General features: G+C 73.8%; 17 protein-coding genes. 9 read left to right on the top strand and 8 right to left on the bottom strand.

The features are described from left to right. The first annotated feature begins 161 nt into the window (after positions 1 to 161). Both ACQEVM_RS20060 and ACQEVM_RS20055 read left to right on the top strand, forming a co-directional pair. The gene (locus tag ACQEVM_RS20060) at positions 162 to 374 is read left to right on the top strand and encodes a DUF6207 family protein (protein ID WP_351386335.1); all 213 of its coding nucleotides are present in this window, start codon (positions 162 to 164) and stop codon (positions 372 to 374) included. Positions 375 to 487: 113 nt separating this feature from the next. Further along, positions 488 to 766, top strand: coding sequence for a hypothetical protein (locus ACQEVM_RS20055; RefSeq protein WP_433080947.1), 279 nt, complete (start codon positions 488 to 490; stop codon positions 764 to 766). A 21-nt stretch (positions 767 to 787) separates the two neighbouring features. On the opposite strand, the gene ACQEVM_RS20050 is transcribed toward ACQEVM_RS20055, so the two are convergent. Next, on the bottom strand, positions 788 to 1780 hold the full coding sequence (locus tag ACQEVM_RS20050; protein ID WP_433080945.1) for an NAD-dependent epimerase/dehydratase family protein: 993 nt from the start codon (positions 1778 to 1780) through the stop codon (positions 788 to 790). Positions 1781 to 1929: 149 nt separating this feature from the next. On the opposite strand from ACQEVM_RS20050, the gene ACQEVM_RS20045 reads away from it, so the two are divergent. Further along, a complete protein-coding gene (locus tag ACQEVM_RS20045; protein WP_433080943.1) occupies positions 1930 to 2328 on the top strand; it encodes an SHOCT domain-containing protein in 399 nt (132 codons plus the stop codon). Between the two features lie 136 nt (positions 2329 to 2464). On the opposite strand, the gene ACQEVM_RS20040 is transcribed toward ACQEVM_RS20045, so the two are convergent. After that, complete coding sequence (locus tag ACQEVM_RS20040) at positions 2465 to 3214, bottom strand: alpha/beta hydrolase (protein ID WP_433080941.1); 750 nt, start codon at positions 3212 to 3214, stop codon at positions 2465 to 2467. A gap of 20 nt (positions 3215 to 3234) precedes the next feature. Further along, a complete protein-coding gene (locus ACQEVM_RS20035) occupies positions 3235 to 4524 on the bottom strand; it encodes a class I SAM-dependent methyltransferase (protein ID WP_433080939.1) in 1290 nt (429 codons plus the stop codon). A gap of 299 nt (positions 4525 to 4823) precedes the next feature. Between ACQEVM_RS20035 and ACQEVM_RS20030 the strand changes: the two genes are divergently transcribed. After that, on the top strand, positions 4824 to 5273 hold the full coding sequence (locus ACQEVM_RS20030; protein ID WP_433080937.1) for a DUF7144 family membrane protein: 450 nt from the start codon (positions 4824 to 4826) through the stop codon (positions 5271 to 5273). 381 nt (positions 5274 to 5654) lie between these two features. Here the strand turns inward: ACQEVM_RS20030 and ACQEVM_RS20025 are convergent, their stop codons facing one another. The 3 genes from ACQEVM_RS20025 to ACQEVM_RS20015 form a co-directional block, all read right to left on the bottom strand. Continuing rightward, positions 5655 to 6050: an LppU/SCO3897 family protein gene (locus ACQEVM_RS20025; protein ID WP_433080935.1), complete on the bottom strand. Its 396-nt coding sequence runs from the start codon at positions 6048 to 6050 to the stop codon at positions 5655 to 5657. A 246-nt stretch (positions 6051 to 6296) separates the two neighbouring features. Continuing rightward, positions 6297 to 8939, bottom strand: coding sequence for a SpoIIE family protein phosphatase (locus ACQEVM_RS20020; protein WP_433085271.1), 2643 nt, complete (start codon positions 8937 to 8939; stop codon positions 6297 to 6299). 365 nt (positions 8940 to 9304) lie between these two features. Further along, positions 9305 to 9844: a TlpA family protein disulfide reductase gene (locus tag ACQEVM_RS20015; RefSeq protein WP_433080933.1), complete on the bottom strand. Its 540-nt coding sequence runs from the start codon at positions 9842 to 9844 to the stop codon at positions 9305 to 9307. A gap of 380 nt (positions 9845 to 10224) precedes the next feature. On the opposite strand from ACQEVM_RS20015, the gene lanKC reads away from it, so the two are divergent. The 4 genes from lanKC (at position 10225) to ACQEVM_RS19995 (ending at position 16712) form a co-directional block, all read left to right on the top strand. After that, positions 10225 to 12861, top strand: a complete 2637-nt coding sequence (gene lanKC / locus ACQEVM_RS20010; RefSeq protein WP_433080931.1) for a class III lanthionine synthetase LanKC — start codon at positions 10225 to 10227, stop codon at positions 12859 to 12861. Further along, positions 12858 to 12992 (top strand): SapB/AmfS family lanthipeptide, encoded by a 135-nt coding sequence (locus ACQEVM_RS20005; RefSeq protein WP_053678097.1) that lies wholly within the window; start codon positions 12858 to 12860, stop codon positions 12990 to 12992. Before lanKC ends, ACQEVM_RS20005 begins: the two co-directional genes overlap by 4 nt. 76 nt (positions 12993 to 13068) lie before the next feature. Beyond that, positions 13069 to 14955, top strand: coding sequence for an ABC transporter ATP-binding protein (locus ACQEVM_RS20000; RefSeq protein ID WP_433080928.1), 1887 nt, complete (start codon positions 13069 to 13071; stop codon positions 14953 to 14955). Further along, positions 14952 to 16712: an ATP-binding cassette domain-containing protein gene (locus ACQEVM_RS19995; RefSeq protein ID WP_433080926.1), complete on the top strand. Its 1761-nt coding sequence runs from the start codon at positions 14952 to 14954 to the stop codon at positions 16710 to 16712. Before ACQEVM_RS20000 ends, ACQEVM_RS19995 begins: the two co-directional genes overlap by 4 nt. Before the next feature lie 65 nt (positions 16713 to 16777). Here the strand turns inward: ACQEVM_RS19995 and ACQEVM_RS19990 are convergent, their stop codons facing one another. Continuing rightward, on the bottom strand, positions 16778 to 17389 hold the full coding sequence (locus ACQEVM_RS19990) for a response regulator transcription factor (RefSeq protein WP_433080924.1): 612 nt from the start codon (positions 17387 to 17389) through the stop codon (positions 16778 to 16780). Between the two features lie 300 nt (positions 17390 to 17689). Between ACQEVM_RS19990 and ACQEVM_RS19985 the strand changes: the two genes are divergently transcribed. Then, positions 17690 to 18469, top strand: coding sequence for an MFS transporter (locus ACQEVM_RS19985; RefSeq protein WP_433080922.1), 780 nt, complete (start codon positions 17690 to 17692; stop codon positions 18467 to 18469). Between the two features lie 68 nt (positions 18470 to 18537). On the opposite strand, the gene ACQEVM_RS19980 is transcribed toward ACQEVM_RS19985, so the two are convergent. Then, positions 18538 to 18756 (bottom strand): hypothetical protein, encoded by a 219-nt coding sequence (locus ACQEVM_RS19980; protein ID WP_433080920.1) that lies wholly within the window; start codon positions 18754 to 18756, stop codon positions 18538 to 18540. Positions 18757 to 18902 lie beyond the last annotated feature (146 nt).

The following is an 18902-nucleotide window of genomic DNA, read 5'->3' as shown; positions in this document are numbered from 1 at the left end:
GCGGGGGCGCGTTCGGAGGAGTCACCCCGTGTCCGAGGCGGCGCCGCGGGGCGCCCCGACCACGGCTGGTCGGGGGCGCCTCCCGGGTGGGTGTCGGACCGTACGGATGTACAGCCCGGCGCCGGCGAACCGGCGGCCGGCCGAAGTTCGTCGGGACGGGTGTGAACGACATTGATGAGCGGTACGTCGCGGAACCCGGCCTCGTCGTCTTCGACGTGACGGGCGGCGACGAGGACACGGTCCGCGCGGCGGTGGTCGCGCTGGGCCGACTGTGCGCGACATCGGGAATGGGCCGCGTCACCTGCGAACCCGGCCGACCGGGCGTGACGGCACGCGTGTACGCGGACCTGCTGCGCCCCGGCGGTGCGCAATAGCCGCGGCGCGCCCCGCCCGGCGGGGCGCGCCATGCCGGGAACCCTCGACCCCGCGGAAAGTCGGGGCCGAAGGTTCCCGGCGAGGAGATCGTCCGGTCGCTAGCCTGGGCGGCATGACCGCCTCCGCCGGGAACGATCCCGCATCCCCTCCCCGTCGCTACACCGTCGTGCTGCGCCCGGGACCCCGCCCGGAGGGCGGGACCGGGCGCGAGGGCGTCCTGCGCACGGCCCTCGTGGACTTCACCGGCGAATCGGGCACGTCCGGGTACCCGCGCTACGCGGGCGAGGGCGTACAGGCCGACATCGACCCCGAGACCCGCACCGTCGAGGCCGTCACCCTCGACGGCTCGGAGCTCCCCTACGGGTGGGTGGCCCAGATCGCCGAGAACTGAGCCCGGCGCGGGGAAGAGGACCTACGCGACCCCGTCGCCCGGTTCGGCCATGCCCGCCTCGAACGTGACCACCGGACGCCAGCCCAGGTCCCGGCGCAGCCGCGCCGAGTCGGCGGTGATGTGCCGGACGTCGCCCAGCCGGTACTCGCCGGTGACGACGGGATCGGGGCCCGCGCACGCCGCCGACAGCGCCTTGGCCATGTCGCCGACGGTACGGGGATCGCCGCTGCCCACGTTGTAGGCGACGAAGCCGGGGGTGTCCCGCACCGCCTCCAAGGCCACCGCGTTGGCCGCCGCGACGTCCCGTACGTGCACGAAGTCCCGACGCTGCCCGCCGTCCTCGAAGACGCGCGGGGCCTCCCCCCGCGCGAGTGCGGAACGGAAGAGCGCGGCGACTCCCGCGTACGGGGTGTCGCGCGGCATTCCGGGCCCGTAGACGTTGTGGTAGCGCAGCGAGACCACCCGCCCGCCGGTGGCCCGCGCCCAGGACGCCGCGAGGTGCTCCTGGGCCAGTTTGGTGGTGGCGTAGACGTTGCGGGGATCCATCGGGGCGTCCTCCGCCACCAGCCCGGGCGCCAGATCGGCGCCGCAGGTGGGGCAGCGCGGCTCGAACCTGCCCGCCCGCAGGTCGGCCTCGGCGCGCGGACCCGGGCGGACGACCCCGTGGGCCGGGCACTCGTACCGCCCCTCGCCGTACACGACCATCGACCCGGCGAGCAGCAGCCGCCGCACCCGGCTCTCCGCCATCCGGGCCAACAGGACGGCGGTACCGAGGTCGTTGGCCGACACGTAGTCCGGGGCGTCGCCGAAGTCCTTGCCCAGCCCCACCTTGGCGGCCTGGTGGCACACCGCGTCCACCCCGGCGAGGGCCCGGCGCACCTGCGCGGAGTCCCGTACGTCCCGCCCGTTCTCCTCCGTCAGGTCGAAGACCACCGGGTCGTGCCCCCGTTCGGCCAGTGCGGAAACGACGTGCGAGCCGATGAAGCCCGCTCCTCCAGTCACAAGTACGCGCATGCCCCGACGCTATGCGCCGTGCGCTCCAGCGGGGCGCCCACAGGGCCGCACGTCACGGATCCGTAAGAACCGCGACCTGTCGCTCCGCGTGCGGAGCGGTCCACCCGGCGGTATGAATGGATTCGTCCCATACGTGATCGGAGTGACTCGTGGACGACTACCCACTGCTCAATCTGTTCTGGACCATGCTCTGGATCTTCATCTGGGTCATGTGGTTCTTCCTGCTCTTCAAGGTGATCACGGACATCTTCCGCGATCACGAACTGCACGGATGGGGCAAGGCGGGCTGGCTCGTCCTGGTCCTCCTGCTGCCGTACATCGGCGTCTTCATCTACCTCATCGTCCGAGGCCGGGGCATGGGCAAGCGGGACGTGAAGCAGGCCGAGGAGCAGGAGCAGGCCTTCCGGCAGTACGTCCAGAAGGCGGCCGGCACGACCGGCTCCCCGGGCGGCGCGGTCGACGAGCTCCACAAGCTCTCGACGCTCAAGGACAAGGGCGACATCACCCAGGAGGAGTTCGAGCGGGCGAAGGCCAAACTCCTGGCGTGACCCGATCCGGAACCCGAACCGCCCCGGAACGGGACGGAGCCGATCGCGCACGGCAGGATGCCACCTCGCGACCGAACCGCGAGGTGGCATCCTGCCGTGCGCGAGCCCCCGTCACCGGTCCGGGGCCGGGGCGGCGTCAGCCCGCTCCACGGGGAACGTCGACAGCGTCCGGCCGGGGCCAGGACATCGGGACCGGCCCGGTGAAGAGGCCCTCGGGGAGTTCGCGGGACCCGAGGAACCCCAGCGCGGCGGCGACGGTGGCCTCGTGCCAGCGCGCGGACTGACGGAGCATCGCGTGCCCGCCCTCGGGCATGACGACCCCCGCGGCCCGCGCCCCGGCGGCGCGGGCCCGCCGGACGTGGTCCCAGCTCGCCCGGGCATCGGTGACCCGGTCCGCCTCGTCGTGCAGGAGCACCACCGACTTGCCCGCGAGCCGGGTCACCGGCTCACCGGGCGGGCACCACGGGGCGAGCCCGATCACCGCCCGTACCGAGGGGTCGATCGCCGCGCGCAACGCGGCCCGACCACCCATGGAGTGCCCCACGAGGACCACGGGGACGGATCCGGCCATGCGGCGCAGCTCGTCCAGGGCCCGCGCGGTGTCCCGCACCGGATCCTCCCGGGCGCCGTTCCAGCCCCGGTGGCGGTACCGCACCTCCGCGACGACCACCCGGTCCGGCCCGGTGGCCCGCACGAGCGCGCGGGTGAACGCCCGCATGCGCAGGAGGGGCAGGTTGAGGGCGGGCGGCGCGGTCAGTCCGTCGGCGCGGCCCCCGTGCAGCACGAGGACCGCCGCCGTCGGACGCGCCGGATTCCTCCGCAGGGACAGCGCCGACGGCAGCTCCCGGCCGGGCGCGGCGGGAACGTGGAGCGACCCGGGGCTCATCGGGGACCGCCTCCCGCCGCTCACGCCCGTGCTTGCGACTCGTACCAGCTCACCGGTGTGGCCGGCATGTCGCTGCGCCCCTCCCGGGACGGCCTGACGGCGAGGATCTGGTCGACGCCCATGCGGCGCTCGGTGAACGCGAGCGAACTGCCCGCGAGGTACAGACGCCACACTCGGGCCGTGGCCTGGCCGACCAGCGCCTCGAAGTCCACCCACCGTTCCTCCAGGGTGCGGCGCCAGGCGTCGATGGTCCAGGCGTAGTGCTCGCGCAGGGCCTCGACGGAACGCACCTCGAACCCCGCGTCCTCGATGAGGTCGACCGTGCGACCGACGGGCCGCATGTGCATGTCGGGCGCGATGTAGTTCTCGATGAAGGCGCCGCCGCCGGGAGCGTTCATGCCGCGGGACATCTGCTGGATCAGGAGTCGTCCACCGGGGCGCAGCGCTCCGTGGAGCAGGGACGTGAACTCCGGGTACTCGACGTCCCCCACGTGCTCGCCCATCTCGACGGCGCTGACCGCGTCGTAGCCCCCGCCGTCGATGTGACGCCAGTGCCGCAACTGCACCTCGACCAGATCGGTCAGGCCCTCCCGCGCGACCCGGTCGGTCACGAAGTCCCGCTGTGCCCGGGACAGGGTCACGGCGGTGACCTGGGCCTTGTGGGCGCGTGCGGCGTGCACGGCGAGCGAACCCCAGCCGCAACCGACGTCGAGGAGGCGGGAGCCGGCCCGCAGGCCGACCTTGCGGCAGATCAGTTCCAACTTGTCGTACTGGGCGTCGGCCGGTGTGTAGTCGGGGTCGTCGGGGCGGGACCAGTAGCCGCAGGAGTAGGCCATGGACGGGTCCAACAGCAGGGCGTAGAACTCGTTGGACAGGTCGTAGTGGTGGCTGATGGCGGCCCGGTCCCGGGTGGAACTGTGCAGCCTGCCGCCGAGGCGGGCCTTGGGGGCGTCCGGGGCGTGCGGCGGTATGCCTGCCACGCCCAGTCCCACGGCGAGCGCCGCGGCCCGGGCCCATCCCGTCGGACCCGGCGTCGCGGTGCCGTGCTCGCGCACGGACTGCCAGGCGCGGCCGAGGCCGTCGGCCAGGTCCCCCTCGATGTCCAGGTCGCCGGCGATGTAGGCCTCGGCGAGGCCGAGCTCGCCGGGCTGCCACAACAGGCGGCGTAGTGCGTCGGGGGAGCGGAGCACGACCAGGGGAGCGTCCTCGGGGCCGGACTCGCTGCCGTCCCAGGCGCGCAGGCGCACCGGTGGAGGTCCGGCGAGGAAGTGCCCGAGGAGTTCGGCCAGTCGGTCTGCCACGGGCCTCATCGAGGCTCCTTCCGCCAGGGGGACCCTCGTGCACGGTTCGGGCACGAGGACACGGCCGCGCCGCCGGAGCGGGCGTACACAGGCACTTCGCAGCCGAGGCCGGGTCGGATTGGTCGCGGCTGGGGCGCCGTCGCGCCGTCGCGTTCCCGTCGTGCCCGTGCGTGCGCGCCGCACTCCGGGGCATTCACCCGAATGGCCCCGCCCGGGTGGTGGCGGGGATCGACGCGGCGGATCGTCGGCCTCACGTCGCAATCGTCGGCGTGTCCAACTGCTCGGGGTGTTCGGCCAAGGAGGCTGTCATGGCCCAGACCGCGACCCCGTCCGGGGCGCCGACACCGGAACCTTCCCGCTGGAGTGAGCGGGGCGGCGCCGGCTACACGGGCTCGGGCGTCATGTTCGCCGGTGTCCTGCTCTTCGTCGACGGGGTGCTCGCCGTTCTGAACGGCATCGGGGCCCTCGCCAACGACGAGGTCTTCGCACGGGTGGGCAGCTACATCTACCGCTTCGACCTCACGGCGTGGGGCTGGATCCACCTGATCCTCGGTGTGATCCTGCTCGTCGCCGGTGTGGGCATTCTCAAGGGCGCGGCATGGGCGCGCGCCCTCGGTGTGGGGCTCGCGGCCCTCAGCATCGTGGTGAACTTCCTGTGGCTGCCGTACCAGCCCCTGTGGGCGATCATCATCATCGCCATCGACATCTTCATCATCTGGGCCCTGCTGAGGGAGCCGACCACGCACGCCCCGGCGTGACCGACCGACCGCACCGGCGGGTCCGACCCGCGAGGTGAATGCCGCCCCCGGCCTCCGCGCCGGGGGCGGCATCCCCGCGTCCGGAGTCGACGCGATCGGCGTCGACGGGGGTGACGGGGGTCACGTCAGGGCGAGGGAACGCGGCCGACTGGTTGAGCGTTCATATAGATGTGGCCGCAGAGGGGCCTGCCTCCCGGCCACCACCCCCGAGCCGCCCCGGCCGGTCACCCCCCAGACCGGCCGGGGCCTCCCCCTCGCCCTTCGGCCCCGAATCCCCGCGCGAACGCCGAACCGCCCCCTCCGTGGGGAGGGGGCGGCGGGAATGTCGCGGTCGCCGGTACGGACGCGCCGGGTGAGCGGGCGTCACCGGCGGGAGCGGGGTCAGTGCTTGACCGGCTCCAGGCAGAGGACGAACTTCTCCTGCTCCCACTGCTGTGCTAGGGCGGCCTCGCCCACGGTGCAGGCGCCGGTGTCGAAGGTGTTCTCCACGACCTTCAGCACCTTGTAGTTGGCGTCCTTGTCGCCGCAGCCCTTCGTCTCCACCTCGGGGCTGTTCTCGCTGCCCGTCACCTTGACGCAGTCGCCCGCCTCGGCGCGCACCGGCGAGTTGAAGAAGTACGAGATGCCGAACTTCACCACGACGGCGACGACGATGAGGGCGACGAACCTCAGGACCTTCTTGGCTTTGGAACCCTTGGGCTTCGCGGCCTCGGGAGCGGGCGTGCCAGGGGCCGGGGGAGCGGTGTGCTCGCCCTGAGGCGACGGCGGAGTCGACATGGTGGGTCCTTCCAAGGGAACTTCTTCGAACGCGTGAACGTTACAGGCCGCGAAAACGGCAATTCAGGCGTCGAGGCAACCTCGGAGATCGGATGCCGAGTTGTGATGCGGCCATGGCGAAAACGTGACTGCCGGAGGCCGCTCCGGGGCCGCCGCACACGCCCGAGCGGCCTCCCCCGGACGCAGTGCTCCACCCACCCGCCCGCCGCGGACCGGGCGGAGCCCCGGCCACGGGACCCGGGCCGTCTAGGTGTCCTCGGGGTCCGGCAACGCCTGTTCGGACCAGAGGACCTTGCCCTCGGGCGTGTACCGGGCTCCCCAACGCCGGCTGATCTGGGCCACGAGGAAGAGTCCGCGGCCACCCTCGTCCGTGGTGGTGGCGTAGTGCAGACGGGGTGAACTGCTGCTGCCGTCGAAGACCTCGCAGGTCAGCATCCGGTCGAACAGCAGACGGACGCGCACCGGCGCGGAACCGTGGCGGATCGCGTTCGTGATGAGTTCACTCAGGACCAGCTCGGTGCCGAACGAGAGCTCGGACAGGCCCCATTCGTCCAGCTTCCGCATGGCATGAGCCCTCATGACGCCCACCGAACTCGGTTCGAAGGGCACCTCCCACTCGGCGATCCGGTCCGTCGGCAGCGCCGACGTCCGCGCGACCAACAGCGCCACGTCGTCGCGGGAGCGCACCGGCAGGAGTTGCGAGAGAACGGCCCGGCAGGTGTCCTCGGGCTTGCGGTCCGCGTGGGCGAGCGCCGCCCGCAGCAGATCGAGGCCCTCGTCGATGTCGCGGGCGCGGTCCTCGATCAGCCCGTCGGTGTACAGCACCAGCTGGGAGCCTTCGGGCAGCTCCAACTCCGTCGACTCGAACGGGAAGCCGCCCAGGCCCAGGGGCGCGCCGGCGGGGAGTTCGGGGATCTCCACTCCGCCGTCGGGCCGCACGATCGCCGGGGGCACGTGCCCGGCGCGTGCCACCGTGCAGCGCTGCGTCACCGCGTCGTAGACGGCGTAGAGGCAGGTGGCCCCGAGCAGGCCGCCGTCGGATCCGCCGTCCCCGCCCTGGTCGATGTACTGGACGAGGTCGTCGAGCCGGCTGAGGAGTTCGTCGGGAGGCAGGTCCAGCGAGGAGAAGTTGAGCACGGCCGTACGCAGTCGTCCCATGGCCGCCGCCGCGTGCAACCCGTGGCCGACGACGTCGCCGACGACGAGCGCGACCCTGCTGCCGGGCAGCGGGATCACGTCGAACCAGTCGCCGCCCACCCCGGACTGCGCCGGCAGGTAGAAATGGGCCACCTCGACGCCGCTCTGCTCGGGCAGGTCGCGCGGCAGCAGACTGCGCTGGAGGGTCACGGCCAAGGCGTGTTCGCGGGTGTAGCGGCGGGCGTTGTCGATGGTGACACCGGCCCGGGCCACGAGTTCCTCGGCGAGCGACAGGTCCTCCTCGTCGAAGGGCTCGTCCTTCCGCGACCGCCAGAAGTTGACCAGGCCCAGCACCGCGCCCCGCGCCTTGAGGGGGGCCGTGATCAGGGAGTGCACGCCGTAGTCGAGGATGGCCTGCGCCCGCTCCGGGTCCTGTGCGTACCATCCCGGCGCGTCGGCGAGATCGGGGATCAGCTCGGCCCGGCCGGTGGTGAGGCCGCGGGCCTGGGGGGTGGACGGTCGGAAGTCGATCAGCCTGCCGCGCGGGTAGAGCGGCACGTCGTCGGCGATGCCGCTGAAACCGGTGCGGAGCAGGTCGGGCGCCGTGCTGTTCGGCTCGTCCCCGTGCAGGACGGCTTCCGCCAGCTCGACGGTCGCGAAGTCCGCGAACCGCGGAACGGCCACGTCGGCCAGTTCCTGGGCCGTCCGCCCCACGTCGAGGGTGGTGCCGACGCCGACCCCGGCGTCGTACAGCAGCCTCAGCCGGCGCCGGGCCGCGTCGGCGCGGGTGCTGAGGACCCGCATCTCAGTGGAGTCCCGGATGGTGACCGCGGCCCCCTCGGGCCCGCCGCCGGGCCGTGTCGGCCGTTGGTTGATCACCAGGAGTCGTTCCCCGGCCTCGTGCACCTCGTCGGTGGCGACCCGGCCGGACAGCAGCAGGTCGCACACGGTCCGGTCGAGTCCGGTGAGGTTCCCGATGTACTGGCCCTCGGCGTCGGCCGGCAGTTTCAGCAGGCGTTTCGCCTCGTCGTTCGCGAGGAGCAGCCGTCCGCCGCCGTCGGTGATGAGCACGCCCTCGCGCACCGAGTGGAGCACCGCGTCGTGGTGCTCGTACATGCGGGTCATTTCCTCGGGGCCGAGCCCGTGCGTCTGGCGGCGCAGTCGCCTGCTGATGAGCCACGCGCCCACGGTGGCCAGGGCGAGTCCGGCCGCGCTGGCACCGAGGATGACGGGGAGCTGGCGGTCGACGACGCCGGACACGTTCTTCACGGTGAGTCCGGCCGACACCAGTCCGGTGACCTTGCCGTCGCAGTAGACCGGCACGATGGCCTGGATCTCCTTGCCGAGCGGGCCCCGCACGCTCTCCGTGTGGACCTGGCCGGCGAGGGAGGGCTCGATGGTGCCCACGAACCGTTTGCCGATGCGGTCCGGCAGCGGATGGCTGTAGCGGATCCCCTCGGTGTCCATCACGACGATGAAGTCCACCCCGGCGTCCTTGCGCGTGGACTCGGCGAGCGGCTGGAGGGTCTTCGCGGGATCGGACGACCGCAGGGCCTCGCACATCCCGGCCGAGTGGGCGACCGTCTGCGCGACCGACACCGAGCGGGTGCGGGCCTCCCGGTCGACGTCGTGACGGGACTGGAGCACCAGCGCCAGGACCGCCCCGGCCGCGAGCAGCACCACGATCGCCACCTGAAGGACGAATACCTGTCGGGCGACGCTTCGCGGGCGATTCCGGCTCAGTGACCGCACCGACGTCCCCGGCACGGGTTGCAAGGATGGGTCACAGACTATTTGTAGCACCGCATGGCCGTCGGGGTCGTGATTCGCGCTGTTCTCTCGGCCGACGGGGCGGTTCGCGGGGTCGGGGCGGCGCCGGTCGAGCGGGGGGCGGGGCCCGTCGGGCAGGGGCCGGAGGCGGTCGCCCGGCGTTCCGTCGGGCCATCACGCGACACCCCGTTCCGGTGCGGTCGCACTGAGTCACCGCGACCATCTCGCGCGGTCGGGAACCCGCGCCCGGGTCGATCGGCCGAACCGGGCGCACCCGGGGCCCGGACGGCCGACGGCGCCGCCCGGCACCGGCTCCCGGCCTCCACCGCGCGACCGACCCGACCCCGTCAGGCTCCGGAGGCGAGGGCGGCAAGCTCCCCGTCGAGTGTGTCGCCCTCCGCTCCGGCGCCCTTGTAGCGGACCTCGCCGTCCTCGTCGAGCAGCACGTAGGTGTTGATGCCCTCGGCGTGGAAGCGGTCCCGCAGGGCGTGGCCGACGTCGGAGAGGTGCGGGAGCCGGCCGGCCCCGGCCGGGGCGGCGAAGCCCTGAAGGCCGTTGCCCGTGCCCGGTTCCGCGACGGCCACCACGTGGACGCGCCCGACGTACCGGTCGGCCTTGGCCGCGGTCTCGAAGGCCTGGGCCGGGCACTCGGCGCACGCGGCCCCGTAGAACCAGAACAGCACCGGCCTGCCCGCGAGCGCCGCGCCGTCGAACACCGTGCCGTCCAGGGTCTTGGCGGTGAAGCGCAGGTGGGCGGGGGCTGTCTGACGGCCGGCGGCCGGTGCGCCGGCGGCCCCTCGGGTGGCGGGGTCCGTCCCGGACGAGCAGCCCGTCAGCGGCACGCCCAGGGCGAGGAGCAGGGCGGCGACGACGACACGAGAACGCATGGCACTCTCCCGGGCGGGACCGGACCGTACGCCGACGGTCGCAGCGAAGGAGACCGGTCTGACGGCCGGTGCTCCGCGGACTCAAGGAATCTACGGTTGGTCGGATCATCGGAGGGGAGGCGGCGCGGTGCGTGCGGTGGCTTCACCCCGACGGCCCACCCCGACGGCCCGCGCGACGGCCCGCGCGACGGCCCGTCCCGGCCCGTCCCGGCCGTGCCCCGACCGACCCGTTCCGACCGTGCTCGTCCCGGTTCCGACCACCCCTCGCGGGCCGCCAAGTGACTCGTGCGTACTGCACACCCGGTCGGTGACAGCGGTGACTGTCGGGGCCGACGCCCCCCGTGACACCTTCGTTCCTGTCACCGACCGAGGGAGCAGGAGTGAACAAGGGGTACGCCGCGTTCTGCGACGCCGACCGTTGGTTCTACGACGCCCCGTACCGACGGGCCGACGAGAACTACGGCGCGGCCCTCGCTCCCGTACCGACCGGGTGGCGCTCGCACCGCACCGGCGACTGGTACGCGCTGCGCCCCGTCGGCGTCGAACTCCCCGCCCAGGGCTGGAAGATCCACGTCTCCGCCTGCCTGGACAACGCCGAGTCGATCCTCGACCGCGTCCAGGACTACTGCGTGCCCCGGCGCATCGCCTTCAAGTTCGTGCCGAGCCGCCACCTGCTGCACCTACGCAACGCCAAGTACGCGGACCGCGCGGCCGGCGGCAAGTTCATCACGGTGTACCCGGCCGACCAGGAGCAGTGCCGGCGCATCGCCGAGGACCTCGACGCCCTGCTGGCCGGCGAGCCCGGACCGTACATCCTGAGCGATCTGCGCTGGGGCGCCGGACCGGTCCACCTGCGCTACGGGAGCTTCACCCTGCGGCACTGCTACGACGCGCGGGGCGAACTCGTGCCGGCGATCGAGGCCCCCGACGGCACGCTCGTCCCGGACCCCCGCGGGCCGGTGTTCCAACCGCCCGAGTGGGTCGACCTCCCGGCCTTCCTGAAGCCGCACCTCGACGCCCGCTCGGCCGTGACGCTCACCGACGTGCCCTACACGATCGAGCGCGCCCTCCACTTCTCCAACGGAGGCGGCGTCTACGCCGGCACGGACAGCCGCACCGGCGAACCGGTGGTGCTGAAGGAGGCCCGCCCCCATGCGGGGCTCGCCGCCGACGGAGCCGACGCCGTGGCCCGGCTGCACCGCGAGCGGACCGCCCTGGAACGACTGGAGGGCCTGGACTGCGTCCCGTCCGTCCGCGGCACCTTCACCGTCGGCGACCACCACTTCCTCGTCCTGCAGTTCCTGGAGGGCAAGCCGCTCAACACGTACTTCGCCCGCCGACACCCCCTGATCGAGGCGGAACCCGACCCGGAGGAACTCGCCTCCTACACCCGGTGGGCACTGACGATCCACCGACGGGTGACGGAGGCCGTGGACGCCGTGCACGCACGCGGGGTCGTCTTCAACGACCTGCACCTGTTCAACATCATGGTGACGGAGGACGAGAACGGCGAACCCTCCGTGGCGCTCCTGGACTTCGAGGCCGCCGCCCACGTCGACGAAGGGCTGCGGCAGACCGTCGCCAACCCGGCGTTCGTCGCCCCCGCCGGGCGACGCGGCTTCTCCGTCGACCGCTACGCCCTCGCCTGCCTCAGACTCGCCCTGTTCCTGCCACTGACCAGCCTGTTCGTACTGGACCGGGCGAAGGCCACACATCTGGCCGACATCGCCGCCGAACAGTTCCCCGTACCGAGGGCCTTCCTCGACGAGGCCGTGGAGGAGATCCTCTACGACCCGCCGCCCGGCGAGCCCGGCCATCGCCCGACCGTGCCCACCGGCCCGTACCTGCCCGTCGAACCGGGGGACTGGCCCCGCGCCCGCGCGTCCATGACGGCCGCCCTGCGCGCCTCGGCCACCCTGGACCGCGACGACAGGCTCTTCCCCGGCGACATCGCCCAGTTCGCCACGGCCGGAGGCGGGACCGGCTTCGGACACGGGGCCGCGGGCGTCCTCTACGCCCTGGCCGAGACCGGCGCCGAACCCTGGCCCGAGGCCGAGAAGTGGCTGCTCAAACGAACCGAGGAGCCGGCCTCCGGCACACCCCTCGGCTTCTACGACGGCCTCGCCGGCACCGCCTGGACCCTCGACCGGCTCGGGCATCGTGAACGCGCCCTCGCCCTCGCCGAGCGACTGCTGCGCCAACCGTGGCAGACCGTCGGCCCCGACCTGCACAGCGGCCTCGCCGGAGTCGGCCTCGCACTGGACGCCCTGGGCACCACGACCGGGGAGAGCGCCCTGCACGACGCCGCCCTTCGCTGCGCCGAACTCGTCGCCCGCTCCGCACCCGACCTCACCCGGGCGGGACTCCTGTACGGCAACGCCGGCCCCGCCCTGCTCTTCCTGCGCCTGTACGAACGCACCGGCGACGCGGAACTCCTGGCACGAGCCGGACAAGCCCTGCACCGCGACCTCGACCACTGCGTGACCAGCGCGTTCGGCACCCTCCAGGTCAACGAGGGCTGGCGGACCATGCCCTACCTGGGCGAGGGCAGCGCCGGTATCGGCATGGTGCTCGACGACTGGCTGGAGCACGGCGCCGACCCACGCTTCGAGGAAGCCCGGCGCGGCATCGTCGCAGCCGCCCAGGCCACCTTCTACGCCCAGCCCGGACTGTTCCGCGGCGCGGCCGGCATGATCCTGCACCTCGCCCGGACCACGACCCCCGGACCCGGGACGCGGCCCGACGACATCGCGCGGCAGATCGACGCCCTCGCCCGGCACGCCGTCCCCTACCAAGGCCAATTGGCCTTCCCCGGCGAGCAGATGATGCGCCTGTCCATGGACCTCTCCACGGGCACGGCCGGCGCTCTCCTCGCCCTCGGCAGCGCCGCGCCCGGCGGGCGCGCGCACCTGCCGTTCCTCCCGCCGCTGCGCGACGCCGCAGCGGCCCCCAAGCCGGTCCCGCAAGGGGCCGTGACCCATCGGTACATCCCCGGAGAAGAAGAGGAACTGACATGACGCTTCTTGACCTGCAGTCGATGGAAACCCCCAAGGAAGAGATCACCGAGGCCGCGATGACGGGCGGCGGAAGCCGCGCGAGCCTGCTGCTCTGCGGAGACAGCAGCCTGAGCATCACGACCTGTAACTAACCAGGTCGTCAGGCCTGTACGGGGCCCGGACGGTTCGCCGTCCGGGCCCCGACCCACCTCTCAGGAGCCGCCGCGGATGACCCCGCACGACGACCCGCCGGAACCGGCCGTCCTCGCCCACGAACGCTCCCGGGGTACCGCAACCCCCACGGGCCCCGAGGGCCCCCGCTCCGCCGATCGCGCGCTCCGCGAAGCCGCCCGGCACAGCACCGGACGCGCCGCCGCCGTGCTCGGATGCGCGACCGCCGCCTCCGTCGCCGCCCTCGCCGAACCCGCGCTGCTCGGCCTCACCCTCGACCGGCTCCTCCGCCACGATCCGACCGCCCCGTACTGGACCCTGCTGTGCGCCGCCGTCATCGTCGCCGAGGTGCTCCTGGACGCCGCCACGACCCGGCTCACCGGCGCGGTGGACGCCCGCTCCACGGCCTGGCTGCGCCGGCTGGGGCTCTCCAGACTGCTGCGCACCGCGCCCCACCACGCGGCCCGACTCGCCCCCGGCGAGATCGCGGCCCGACTGACCGCGCACGCCGGCGAGGCCGGGACCGTGCCGGCCACCCTCGCGACCGGGATCGCCGCGCTGCTGCCCCCGATCGGGGGACTCGTCGCGCTGTTCGTCATCGACCCCTGGACCGCACTGGCCTTCGTCGCCGGCCTGCCCCCGCTCGTCCTCCTGCTGAGGGCCTTCGCCCGCGACTCCTCCGCCATCGTCTCCCGCTACCAGCGGGCGCAACTCGCGACCGCGGGCCGACTCGTCGAGGCCCTGGCCGGGGCGCGCACCATCGCCGCCGCCGGCACCGCCGCCAGGGAACGCGCCAGGATCCTCGCCCGACTGCCCGACCTCGACACCGAGGGTCGCCGGATGTGGCGGGTGTACGGAGCGACGATGGCCCGCACCACCGCCCTCATGCCGCTCCTGCTGTACGTCGTCCTCGGCGTGGGCGGCATCCGCCTGTCCTCCGGCGCGCTCGACGTCGGGGAACTCCTCGCCGCCGTGCGCTACGCCGGCCTCGCCGCCGGCATCGGAGCCGTCACCGGCAAGCTCAGCGCCGCCGTGCGCGGCCGGGCCGCCGCCCGGCGCACCGCCGAACTGTTCGACCTGCCCGCCCTGGAACACGGCGACCGGCAGCTGCCCGACGGCGGCCCCGGCACCCTGGAACTGCGCGGCGTACGCGTGACCCGCGACGGATCCGCGGTGCTGCGCGACATCGACCTGCTCATTCCCGGCGGGAGCACGGCGGCCGTCGTGGGCGGCTCGGGCTCCGGCAAGACGCTGCTCGCCGCCGTCGCCGGACGACTCGCGGACCCCGACAGCGGGCAGGTACTGCTGGACGGTGTCCCGTTGCGGGAACTGACCGCCGAAGCCCTGCGCCGCGACGTCGGCCACGCCTTCCACCGGCCCGCCCTGCTCGGCGACAGCGTGGGCGACGCCATCGCGTTCGGCTCGGGCCCGCCGCCGGACCCCGAAGCGGTGCGCGGGGCCGCCCGGGCTGCCGGCGCGGACCTGTTCGTACGCCGCCTGCCCCGGGGGTACGACACCCCGGTGGCCGACGCCCCCCTGTCCGGTGGGGAAGTCCAACGCCTCGGCCTGGCGCGGGCGTTCTGCCGCGCCGGCCGACTGCTGATCCTCGACGACGCCACCTCCAGCCTCGATACGGTCACCGCCCGCGAGGTCGAGCGGGCCGTCGCGGAACAGGTCCGGGCCGGCACCCGGATCGTCGTCGCGCACCGGATCTCCTCGGCCGCCCGGGCCGACCTCGTCGTGTGGCTGGAAGGGGGACGAGTTCGGGCCACCGGCACCCACGTCGAGTTGTGGCGCGATCCGCACTACCGGGCCGTGTTCGCCGCAGGGGCGCGACCGGAGCCCGCGCCCGGTCCGGGACCCGCGCCGGCGCCCGAAGCCGATCCGGGGCCGGCCCGCACGGCCGACCCGATCGGCCCGAGCGGTCAGGGGGCGGCCCGGTGAACGAGCACGACACCTGGCGGCGCGTGAGCCCCGACGCGCGCCGGTTCCTGCGGGGCCGCGCCCCCGCCCTGGCGCGACTCGGGGGCTGGTCGCTCCTGGAGTCCGCCCACACCTTCCTCACCGGCTTCGGCGTGGCCCGCGCCCTCGACGACGGCTTCCTCGCCGGGCGCACCGCGGTCGGCCTGGGCTGGCTCGTGGTCGCCGCACTGGGCGCCCTGCTCGGCGCCCTCGCGCTGCGCGGGGTCTTCGCCGCCCTCGCCGACCTGGTGGAACCGCTGCGCGACGGCCTCGTGCGCAGGGCCGTGCGGCACGCCCTCGACCGGGCCGTCGCCGACCCGTCCCGCGCCGCGGACGCCGGCGCCGTCTCCCGGCTCACCCAACAGACGGAGATGGCCCGGGACTCCTTCGCGGGCATCGTCCTCACGGCCCGGTCGTTCGTGTTCACGGCCGCGGGCGCGCTGGCCGGCATGGCGGCCCTCGCCCCCGTCCTGCTCCTCGTCGTACTGCCCCCGCTGCTGCTGGGCCTCGGCCTCTTCCTCGCCACGCTGCGCCCGATGGCCGGCGTGCAACGCGACTCCCTCGACACCGACGAGGCGCTGTCGCGCCGGGTGGGCGCGGTCGGTGAGGGACTGCGCGACATCGTGGCCTGCGGCGGCGGCGCGAGCGCGACCTCCGAGGTGGAGACCCTGATCGGGGCGCAGGAGCGGCTGACCCGCCGTCTCGCCCGGTGGGCGGCCGTGCGTACCGTCGCCCTCGGGGCGGCCGGCCGGCTGCCGGTGATCGCGCTGCTGGTGGCGACCCCGTGGCTGCTGGACCGGGGGGTCACCGCCGGGACCCTGGTGGGCGCGCTCACCTACCTCGTACAGGCGCTGCTGCCCGCCCTGCACTCCCTGATGACGGCCCTCGGATCCGCCGGCACCCGGCTGCTGGTGGTGCTGGAGCGCTTCCGCGAGCCCGAGCCCGCCCCGAACCCCTCGCAGGATCCGCCGCCCGCGTCGCCCGTACCGGTGTCGCCCGTCCCGCCGTCCGCCGCGGAGTTGCGCGGCGTGACCTTCGCGTACGGCCCCCGGGCTGCCCCCGTACTGGAGGACCTCGACCTGGTCGTCCGCCCGGGCGAGCACCTCGCCGTCGTCGGCCCGAGCGGCATCGGCAAGTCGACGCTCACCGCGCTGCTCGCCGGGCTGCTCAGCCCCGACCGGGGCACGGTCCTGGTGGCAGGAGCGGCCGCACGTCCCGAGCGGGACGCCTCGGAGCCGGATCCGCGACGCACCCTGCTGCCCCAGCAGGCCTACGTCTTCACCGGCAGCGTCCGGGAGAACCTGACCCACCTGTGCGCCGGACCGCGTCCACCCGACGACGCCCGGGTGCGCGAGGCGGTCGCCGCCCTGGGCGTGGGCGCCCTCGTCGAGCGGCTCGGCGGCCTCGACGGGGCCGTCGTGCCGCAGCGGCTGTCCCAGGGCGAGTGCCAGCAGCTCGCCCTGGCCGCGGCCCACCTCTCACCCGCCCCGCTGCTGCTGCTCGACGAGGCCACCTGTCACCTGGACCCGCGTGCCGAGGCGCGCGCCGAGCAGGCCCTCGCCGCCCGTCCGGGGACGCTGGTCGTGGTGGCCCACCGGATCTCGTCGGCGGCCCGGGCCGATCGGGTCCTCGTACTGGACGGGACCCGGGCGGTGTGCGGCACGCACGAGGAACTGCCCGCCCGATCGCCCTTGTACCGGGACCTGGTGGGGCTCTGGAACGCCGACGGGGAGGACTGAGACGGGCCCCGCCTCCGGGCGGGGCGCTCTCGGCCCCGGCCCCGGTTCGTCGACGGCCCGCGGTCTCAGACCCAGCCTTCCCTGCGCGATATGCGGATGGCGTCGATGCGATTGCGCGCGCCGGCCTTGCGCGTGGCGGCGGCCATGTAATTGCGGACGGTGCCGCTGGCCAGGTGCAGGGCGCTGGCTATCTCGGCTATCGAATCGCCCTCCGCCGCGCGGGCCAACACACTGAGTTCGCGCGGACTCAGCGGTACCGGGTCCGCCTCCATGCAGGCGGACGCGAGCGAGGCGTCGACGAAGCGTTCACCCGCCGCGACCCGTCGAACGGCCCGCACCAGGCGGCCCGGCGAGCCGTCCTTGTCCACACACCCCAGCACCGGTGCCCGGAACGCCCTCCGCAGCGATCCGGGCGTACCCGCCGAGGCCAGGACCAGTATCGGCGAGGAGGCGGGGGAGGAGGCGTGCCGATCCCTGCGGCCCACCCCCGCCAGGAGCGGAGCGGCGCCCGGACAGTCGAGGTCGACGACCGTGACGTCCGGGCGTAAGGACTCCGTCTCGCGCACCGCGGCCCGCCAGCCCACGGCGGTGACTTCGAAGGGTCCCTCGGATCTCAACAGTGCTGCGAGGGCGGATCGGACCAGGCGAACGCTGTGCACGACGAGGACCTTCGTCATAGCGGAACTGCTCCTTCGGTAATCGGCAACGGCATGAAGCGGCTGCCCCCGCACCGGACTGCTGGAACGTCACTGCGGGGGCGCTCTGGGGTGTTCGAAAACGTTGGCCGAGATCCCTCGGGCATTGCCTGCCGCCTTTGGCGGGGAAGGTACTTGAGTGTGGCGCCGCACCACGTCCGCCCCCTCGCGGACTCGTACACACGTCCGTCTGATGCGAACGGGTTCGATCGGGTCGGCGTGCCGCCGGCCACGCACCGGCGCATGTTGGCGGTTGGCGGGGGCTGCGGACAGGACGTGTGGATGGGCGTGGACGAGGTGGCCACCGGATCGCGCGGGCGCCGGCTGTTCTCCGGCCGGGACCGCGCCGTCATCGCGGCGGCGTCGCTGTCGATGCTCCTGGTCCAGATGGACTGGTTCGCCCTCAACCTGATGCTGCCGACGATCGCCCGGGACTTCTCCACGCCGACCACCGACCTCCAGTGGCTGGTCAGCGGCTACATGCCGACCCTGGGAGCCTTGATGATCACCGGAGGCCGGGCCGCCGACGTGCACGGCCGCCGGACCGTCATCGTGTGGGGGCTGACCGGCTTCGCCCTGGTGTCCATGGTGTGCGCCGCCGCTCAGAACGAGCTCTGGCTGGTCGTCGGACGAGTGGTGCAGGGGGCCGCGGCGGCACTGGTCCCACCCGTCGCCGTCGCGGTCGTCACCGCCCACTTCCGCGACGACCGACAAGGCCGCGCCGTGGGTACCGTCCTGGCCTTCAGCGCGATCGGCACCGCGCTCGGACCGTTCGTGGGCGGAGCCTTCGCCGAGCACGTCAGCCGGCGGGCGGTGCTCCTGCTGAACGTGCCCTTCTGCGCCGTCGCGGCCTTCCTCATGCTGCGCTTCGTCACCGACACCCGGGACCAGGAGGCCGGACAGGGACTGGACCTGCCCGGCGCGGTCACCGTGGCCGCCGGTCTCACCGCGATCATGATCGCCGTCGACCAGGGCGGTCGCTGGGGATGGGCCTCGCCGGCCACCCTCGGCTGCCGGTCTTCGCGGTCGTGGGTGTCGGACTCGGGTGCGGCTGGGCCCTGAGGAACGTGGCCACCCAGTCCTACGTCCCCGAGAACCGGCCGGCCGCCGCCTCCCGGCTGGTCCTCACCTCACTGGTCCTGCTCGGCGCCGTGGCCGTGGCCGTCGCGGCGACCGTCCTGGAGGTCCTCAGCGGATCGGGCCGCCTCCGACGGGCCGGCCATCGAGGAGGTGCTGCGGGTCGCGGCGCTCCTGTCGCTCGTGGGCGCCGCGGCGCTCCTCCCGCCGATCCGGGCGGGACGCCGGTCGCTCCCGAGGACGACCGGAGCCCTTACGACGCCGTGACGCACCCGCCGGTGCGTGGGGGTGGTGCGGGCGGCGCGTGTCGACCGCGCCACCCGCACGGAACAGCCCGGCCGGCGGCTCTCACGGGGAGTGAGAACACCCTCGACGCCGGGTCGCGGCGGATCGTCCGCGCCCTGCCGCCCCGTCAGAG

Origin of the sequence: Streptomyces sp. CA-243310 (genome assembly GCF_050936775.1) — a bacterium.
Taxonomy (GTDB): domain Bacteria; phylum Actinomycetota; class Actinomycetes; order Streptomycetales; family Streptomycetaceae; genus Streptomyces.
Note: the sequence above shows the minus strand (reverse complement) of the source record. Positions and strands in the feature narration are given on the sequence as shown.